This window comes from Sandarakinorhabdus cyanobacteriorum (assembly GCF_002251755.1).
In the GTDB taxonomy this organism is placed as follows: Bacteria; Pseudomonadota; Alphaproteobacteria; order Sphingomonadales; family Sphingomonadaceae; genus Sandarakinorhabdus; species Sandarakinorhabdus cyanobacteriorum.
Genome location: NZ_NOXT01000015.1, coordinates 1 through 6,812 on the forward strand (window position 1 = coordinate 1; position 6,812 = coordinate 6,812).

7 protein-coding genes and 1 pseudogene are annotated in these 6,812 nt (G+C 64.7%); 4 read left to right on the forward strand and 4 right to left on the reverse strand.

The features are described 5' to 3' along the window. Positions 1-397 precede the first annotated feature (397 nt). Both CHU93_RS00220 and CHU93_RS00225 read right to left on the reverse strand, forming a co-directional pair. Entirely contained in the window at positions 398-1,348 is a 951-nt protein-coding gene (locus CHU93_RS00220; RefSeq protein ID WP_165768529.1) for a ParB/RepB/Spo0J family partition protein, read from the reverse strand. Between the two features lie 307 nt (positions 1,349-1,655). Then, positions 1,656-2,273, reverse strand: a complete 618-nt coding sequence (locus tag CHU93_RS00225) for a TetR/AcrR family transcriptional regulator (RefSeq protein ID WP_094472224.1) — start codon at positions 2,271-2,273, stop codon at positions 1,656-1,658. A 254-nt stretch (positions 2,274-2,527) separates the two neighbouring features. Between CHU93_RS00225 and CHU93_RS00230 the strand changes: the two genes are divergently transcribed. Together CHU93_RS00230 and CHU93_RS00235 are read left to right on the forward strand one after the other, a co-directional pair. After that, a complete protein-coding gene (locus CHU93_RS00230) occupies positions 2,528-2,986 on the forward strand; it encodes a MaoC family dehydratase (protein WP_094472227.1) in 459 nt (152 codons plus the stop codon). A 26-nt stretch (positions 2,987-3,012) separates the two neighbouring features. Then, on the forward strand, positions 3,013-3,798 hold the full coding sequence (locus tag CHU93_RS00235; protein WP_094472225.1) for a crotonase/enoyl-CoA hydratase family protein: 786 nt from the start codon (positions 3,013-3,015) through the stop codon (positions 3,796-3,798). 3 nt (positions 3,799-3,801) lie between these two features. Here the strand turns inward: CHU93_RS00235 and CHU93_RS00240 are convergent, their stop codons facing one another. Continuing rightward, positions 3,802-4,578: an alpha/beta fold hydrolase gene (locus tag CHU93_RS00240; protein ID WP_094472226.1), complete on the reverse strand. Its 777-nt coding sequence runs from the start codon at positions 4,576-4,578 to the stop codon at positions 3,802-3,804. Between the two features lie 2 nt (positions 4,579-4,580). Further along, positions 4,581-5,474, reverse strand: a complete 894-nt coding sequence (locus CHU93_RS00245) for a haloalkane dehalogenase (protein WP_094472228.1) — start codon at positions 5,472-5,474, stop codon at positions 4,581-4,583. A gap of 77 nt (positions 5,475-5,551) precedes the next feature. On the opposite strand from CHU93_RS00245, the gene CHU93_RS00250 reads away from it, so the two are divergent. Further along, a complete protein-coding gene (locus CHU93_RS00250) occupies positions 5,552-6,103 on the forward strand; it encodes a TetR/AcrR family transcriptional regulator (protein ID WP_086117348.1) in 552 nt (183 codons plus the stop codon). A 149-nt stretch (positions 6,104-6,252) separates the two neighbouring features. Then, a pseudogene (locus CHU93_RS00255) lies at positions 6,253-6,774 on the forward strand (TonB-dependent receptor plug domain-containing protein); the annotation flags it as partial. Positions 6,775-6,812: the final 38 nt, after the last annotated feature.

The following is a 6,812-nucleotide window of genomic DNA, read 5'->3' on the forward strand; positions in this document are numbered from 1 at the left end:
GCTACCCTCATAACCTACACCACCTGCCGGGACGCGACCTGTCTGATTTTTTTCCATAAGGCCTAGATACAATATCTGTACGAAAACGTTAAGTCTGAGCACCCAGCGTTTAAGCCAGTCTAGCGCACCGATTTACAAGACAGATCGTAAGTCTGGCATGTCAGAAGATAGGCGCGCGAGCTGAAAGGCAAATCAAGGCGCGGCCTTGGGGAGGTGGCGCTCAATGATTAACAGCGTTATGAGGGCTGCTTCCGCATTCTGCTCAGTGGTTACAGTCCGTTCGCTCCGGGCCAAATGGGAGACAACTAGTCGACTTCAAACTGCAGGCCGACCAGACGAGAGCAATCAGCCATTGAAAGTTTCCTGCAGGAAACTTTCAGGCTTTCGGTCCGGCGGCCTATCGACCCAGTTGTTCCATCACCTTCGCGACCGCCAGCAGCACGTCCTCGTGCTGCACGCCTGGCTGATTATGCAGGCGCAATGTAATCCCCCGCACGTCGACGTCGATTACGGTAACGATCGAATGGCCATCAGGGCTCTGAACTTCAAGACCAATGGACTGTGTCGGAAACGATGATGATTCGGGCGCCTTCTGCTGCAGCGATGGTGATCGCCCTAGTGCAACAGATTTCAGCCGGCGGATCACCTCCGGTTCCGGAATGGGCTTCGCCTTGTCCCAAGACCGGTTGCCATTCTCGGTTGCAATCCGGGCGGCCTCCTCGACAACAGCTCGAGCTGTGGCAGGGTCGTAGAGAAGCCTTGCCACCGGATACAGCCCTGCAAGAGAGACCTTCTCCACGTTCTCGAAGGCCTCGAGGATGGTATCCGGCACGTCGGCCACAGTCAGCATCTTCGATAGCCAACCCTTCGAGATGCGGAGCCTTGCGGCCATTCGTGATTGACTGCCGTGATAATGGCTGTCGAGCGCCGCGCGATAGCTCCGGGCCCGTTCAATGTCAGATACGTCCTTTCGCGTGCGATTCTCCAGGTCGGCAATGAAGAAGGCCTGTTCATCGGTCAGTTCATGGACCACGCCGAGAAACTGGAAGTGGGTATGACCATGGGCCTTCAGCCACGACACCGCAAAGTGACGGCGGACACCTGCGATTACCTCGAAATCGAAGTCGGGATGGCCGTCAGTACGGCGAAGAATGGCAGGCACCTGCTGGCCGCCAGCATCGATCATGGAATCGATCAATTCGCGGCAGTTGGTTGCATTCAGGCGATCGTACCGGCGGGCGTTGCCTGGCCACACCCTGACACGGGCAGGATCGAGGGCCAGATGGCTTGCCGTGAAGTCCTCGGCTGCCTGAAAGCGATCTGAAGGGGCTGCCGGCACGGGCAGCACGGATATGTTGCCAGCTGGCTTCATGAGGCTAAACCGGTAGCGCTGTTGGGGCTGAAGGCGTGTGGGCCCGGCAGTGGCACTGAAATTTCCCAATGATTTGAGTGCCCGCTTTCGTCGTGCTTGGCGCGCCAATTTCCGGCAAGTTTGCGCATCGAACCTGCGATTTGGTTGTCGGCCTGCTCCGCAGGTGGGGGTCGAGTCCTGCTGGGCGGACCACTACCATTGGGGAACGACCAGCGGCGGTGCTTTGACCACGCGCTTCATGGCATGGGTTTGAGAGCCGTGGCTGGCATTCAGTTCCTTCCCATCATGGCGTCGCTGCTGGCGGCTTGGGCACTGGGTCGGATGGTCGTTGTTCGGCATCCAGGATCATCTTTCGGGCGGCGGCCAGCACCTGGTCTGAACGGGGATCGCCGGCGAAGACCCGCGACAAGGCGATGGCGCCGATCATGGTTGACCAGGCCGCCAGGCTGAAATCCGCGACCTCATCCCTTGGCGCGCCGCCGTGGGCTTCGGCCATCGCGGCCAGATAATTGTCCAGCTTCTGGATCATGGCGCGGCGCGTGGCGGGGCCGCTGCGCGCCACATCGCCGGCCAGCGCCGCCACGGCGCAGCCGGCGCCCGGCGCATCGCGGTGGGCGCGGCTGAGATAATTGTTGAGGATGGATTTGACCGTGCGCTTGCCGACGCCGCGCCGAGCGGCAGCGGCCGCCGCCTCGCCATCCAGCAGGGCGCGTTCAAGGGCGGCGGCCACCAGCGCATCGCGCGATTCAAAATGCACATAGAAGGCGCCGTGGGTCAGGCCGACCGACCGCATCAGCTCACCGATGCTGAGCGCATCTATGCCGCGTTCGCGGATGGTCTGGGCTGCAGCCGTGATGATACGCTCGCGGCTTTGTGCTTTTTCCGCCCGTGAATGGCCCATGCTGTACCCTTGCGCTTGACTCTCTGCATGATGACCATCATGCTGAATTCCATAGCTGGCCAATGTGAATGATGGCCGGTGAAAAGTCCATGTTCGGATTTTTTGAGATATAAAAACGGCGGAAATGCACATTCAGAGCGGACCTATTGGTCGGCGGCCTGCACGCCGCAGTTCGGCGATCGAGGTAGGCTTTGCATGACAATATGTTGCCAGTTTTCTGCCGGTAGCCTGCGGTTTGAGGAGGGGGAGTGCAGATGTCCGGGATTTCGCTTGCCGACTATCGCGCCCTGGTGGGGCAGGAGCTTGGGGTGTCGCGCTGGTTCCTGCTCGACCAGGGCCGCATTGATGCCTTTGCCGACGTGACGGAGGATCACCAGTTCATCCATGTCGATCCGGCGCGGGCGGCGGCGACGCCCTTTGGCGGGACGGTGGCGCATGGCTTCCTCAGCCTGTCGATGCTGGCCGCCATGGCCTTTGATGCCCAGCCGAAGATCGCCGGCCGGGCGATGGCGGTGAATTATGGTTTTGACCGGGTGCGCCTGTTGAGCCCGGTGAAGGCCGGTGCCCGTGTGCGTGGCCGCTTCGTGCTGAAGGAGATCATTGATCGCGGGCCGAAGGAATTCCTGTCGAAAACCGAGGCCACGGTGGAGATCGAGGGCAGCAACAAGCCCGCGCTGATCGCCGAATGGCTGGGCATTTCCTACCTGGCCTGAGCCCGGGCAGCATCAAGGAGAGCATCATGAGCGAGAACGGCGAAGGCCAGGTGCGGCACGAGCGGCACGGCCATATCCTCAAGATCATCATCGACAATGCCGCCAAGAAGAACAGCTTTGTGCCGGCAATGATGGAGCAGCTGGCCGCGGCCTTGACCCTGCTGGAGCAGGACGACGACCTGTGGGTGGGGGTGTTGTGCGCGGTGGGTGAGCATTTCACCGCCGGGCTCGACATGCCGAAATTCTTTGGCCCCACTGCCACGGCCAAGCCGCTGGCCGAGGGCCAGATCGACCCCTTTGGCCTGAAGAAGCAGGGCAGCAAGCCGATCGTGACGGCGGTGCAGGGCATCTGCTTCACCATCGGCATCGAGATCGCGCTGGCCGGGGATATCATCGTTGCGGCCGACGACACGCGCTTCTGCCAGATGGAGGCCAAGCGCGGCATTGCGCCCCTGGGCGGTGCGCATTTCCGCTATGTCACCCGCGCCGGGTGGGGCAACGCCATGTATCACCTGTTCCTTTGTGACGAATTCGGCGCGGCCGAGGCGCATCGCATCGGGCTGGTGCAGGAAGTGGTGCCGGCCGGCACGCAGGTGGAGCGCGCGATGGCGCTGGCCGAACAGATTGCCGCCTGCGCGCCGCTGGGCATTCGCGCCACCAAGCTGGCTGGCCGCACCTATATCGAGCAGGGTGAGCAGGCGGCCATCGCCGCCATCCCGGGCATCCGCGACCGGGTGATGGCCAGCGCCGATGCCGCCGAGGGCATCATGAGCTTTGTGCAGCGCCGCCCGGCGGTGTTTCAGGGGCGGTGATGGTCAGGCAAGGCAGGCGGCCAGCAGGCGGTTGAAATCGTCCGGCTGCTCGAAATAGGGCGAGTGGCCGGCGCCTGGCATCACATGTTCGGCCACAGACGGCACGGCGGACAGCATGCCGGACAGGCTGGCCGGCGGCCAGATCGGATCATCGGCGCCCATGATCAGATGCACGGGCAGCTTTATGGCCGACAGCGCTGCCGGCGGGATCAGCAGCGTCGGCGCGAACATCGCGCCGCCCAGCGCCGGGTCCAGCGGCGGGTTGGCCGCGCCGATCTGGCGGTAGAGCAGGGTCTTGGCGGGTTCGCGGGCTTCAAAGCCCGGCGTGAGGCCAAGGGCGGCCGGGCCACGCGCGTCCATGCGGGCCGTGGCCTGCTGGAAGGCGGCGAGGCCGGGGGGATGGGCGATGCCGGCCAGCGTGCAGCACAGCACCAGGCGGTTGACCAGATCCGGCCGGGCCAGGGCCAGGCGCAGACCCGTCCAGCCGCCGAGGGACTGGCAGACGACATCGGCACGGCTGGCGCCGGCGGCGGCCAGCACGTCAACCGCTGCCCCGACCAGCGCCTGATAGGCATCGGCACCCGCCGGCAGCGCGGCCGAATGGCCAAAGCCGGCCAGATCATAGGCGACGACATGGCGGTGGGCGGCGAAGGCGGCGAACTGCTGCCACCAGGCGCTGCTGTTGCCGCCGGCGCCATGGATGAGGAGAAGGCTGGGCCGCGCCGGATCGGCGGTGCCGGCCGCAATCCAGGCAATGCCGCTGGTGGTGCCGCTGGCCATGATCAGAGCCCGAAGGCCTGCAAGGCGGCGCGGGCGATGATATCGCCCTTTTCCTGCACGAAATGGCCGCCATCGGCGATTTCGAGTGGCGCCGGGCAGCCGTGGATGATGCCGCGCAAGCGGGCCATCACGTCGGGCCCCAGCACCGGATCGGCCATGCCGACGGCCATGAAGCTGGGGCCGCGCCATTCCTGCTGCCACCAGCGCGCCGCGGCGCGGGCGGTGGCGACGCCCGGCATGTCGGGCGCGGTCATCACCAGTTCCGGAAAGCGCCGCACCCCGGCCTTGTGGAGGGCATCGGGGAAGGGGGCGCCGTAGGCGGCGGCTTCGGCATCGGTCATGTCGGGCTGGGAGCGTTTCATCAGGGCCGGGATGTCGAGATCCGGCCGGCTGCGGTTGAAGGCGCGCCAGCGGTCAAACCCCTCGCTGACAGGTTCGCCCACCGGGATGGTGGTGTTCATCACCAGCAGCCGGCCGAAGCGATCGGGCAGCGCCGGCGGCAGGGTGAGGCCCAGGATGCCGCCCCAATCCTGGCAGACCAGCGCGATATTGCGCAGATCGAGCGCGATGATGAAGGCGAGCAGCGTGTCGCGGTGGAAATCGAAGCTGTAGACCGCCTCGTCGATGGGTTTGTCAGACCGGCCGAAGCCGAACAGATCGGGCGCCACCACGCGATGACCGGCCGCAGCGAAGATGGGCACCATCTTGCGATAGAGGTAGGACCATGTCGGCTGGCCATGCAGGCACAGGAAGGTGACGGCAGCATCGCGCGGGCCTTCGTCGAGATAATGCAGGCGCAAGCCAGGCCGGCCAGGGAGATCAAGCAGATAATGTGGCGTGAAGGCAAAGCCGGGCAGGCCGTGAAAGCGAGCGTCATCCGTGCGCAGCGATTGCATGGCGGGCTCCTTGTTGCCACGATGGCAGCGGGTGGCTGTGGACACTAGCATCTGTAGCAAGTGCTACAAGGGGGAACATGCGGATCAGGCAGGAACAGCGCGAGCGGGTGATTGCGGCGCTGTCTGCGCATTTGCTGGCCACCGGGCTGGCGCAGACCAGTCTGCGCCCGCTGGCAGCGGCTGCCGGGATCAGCGACCGGATGCTGCTTTATTATTTCCGCGACAAGGCCGATGTGCTGGGCACGGTGATCGGCCGGATTGCTGATGGCTTTGCGGAGGGTCTGGATGCGGCCTTGCCCGCCGAGCCGATGCCGCCGGAACGCCTGCTGGTGGCGGCGAGCCTGCTGGTGCGCAGCCCGGCCATGCAGCCATCGATGCGGCTGTGGCTGGACATCGCGGCCGCCGCAGCGCGGCAGGAGCCGCCGTTTCCCGCCATTGCCAGCCAGATCCTCGATCAGTTCATGGCCTGGCTGGAAGCGCGGATGGACCGGCCGGCCAGTGCCGAGCGCCGGCAGCTTGCCGCCCTGTTGCTGGCGGTGATCGATGGCCTGGCCTTGTTCGACATGGCCGGCGGCACCGCCCAGGCCGATGCGGCGACCGCGGCACTGGCGCGGCTGCGCTTCGACTGAAGCCCCATTTGGATGGGCCGGGAGCCCCCTGGCAGGCTGGAATGCGTCTTGACGAAGGGAACTTTCTCATATAGCAAATGTCATTAGTGAACGTTCACAACCGTTCCTGATCGAAGGACGGATGAGCGATCTGGGGGAGAGAATCGCTGATGATCAAGTCGTTCCGTCCGGCATTCGGCCGTCTGATGATGGGTGCGTCCGTGTTGGCGCTGGGTTCCGCCGCGGCGCCGGTTGCGGCGCAGGAGCAGGCGGCCGCCGCCACGACCGAAGCCGAAGAGCTGGTGGTCACCGGTATCCGGGCCAGCTTGCAGAAAACCCTCGGCCTGAAGCGCGATGCGCTGGGCGTCGTTGACGGGATTTCGGCCGAAGACATCGGCAAGTTCCCCGACACCAACCTGGCGGAATCGCTGCAGCGCATCACCGGCGTGTCGATCGACCGTCAGGTGGGCGAAGGTTCCAAGGTCACCGTCCGTGGTTTCGGCCCTGATTTCAACCTGGTGCTGCTGAACGGCCGCCAGATGCCGGCGTCGGGCCTGGGCAGCTGCTGCGAAGCGCCGGCGTCGCGCAGCTTCGACTTTGCCAACCTGGCGTCGGAAGGCGTGGCCGGGGTCGAAGTCTACAAGTCTGGCCGCGCCACGCTGCAAACGGGCGGCATCGGCTCGGTCATCAACCCGGATTATTCACCGGCCGGGTGATTTCGGGTTGGCGA

Bases quoted from the DNA above. Each gene is read 5' to 3' on its own strand.
- CHU93_RS00225 (WP_094472224.1), bottom strand. From the start codon at position 2,273: ATGGGCCATTCACGGGCGGAAAAAGCACAAAGCCGCGAGCGTATCATC.
- CHU93_RS00230 (WP_094472227.1), top strand. From the start codon at position 2,528: ATGTCCGGGATTTCGCTTGCCGACTATCGCGCCCTGGTGGGGCAGGAG.
- CHU93_RS00235 (WP_094472225.1), top strand. From the start codon at position 3,013: ATGAGCGAGAACGGCGAAGGCCAGGTGCGGCACGAGCGGCACGGCCAT.
- CHU93_RS00240 (WP_094472226.1), bottom strand. From the start codon at position 4,578: ATGGCCAGCGGCACCACCAGCGGCATTGCCTGGATTGCGGCCGGCACC.
- CHU93_RS00245 (WP_094472228.1), bottom strand. From the start codon at position 5,474: ATGCAATCGCTGCGCACGGATGACGCTCGCTTTCACGGCCTGCCCGGC.
- CHU93_RS00250 (WP_086117348.1), top strand. From the start codon at position 5,552: ATGCGGATCAGGCAGGAACAGCGCGAGCGGGTGATTGCGGCGCTGTCT.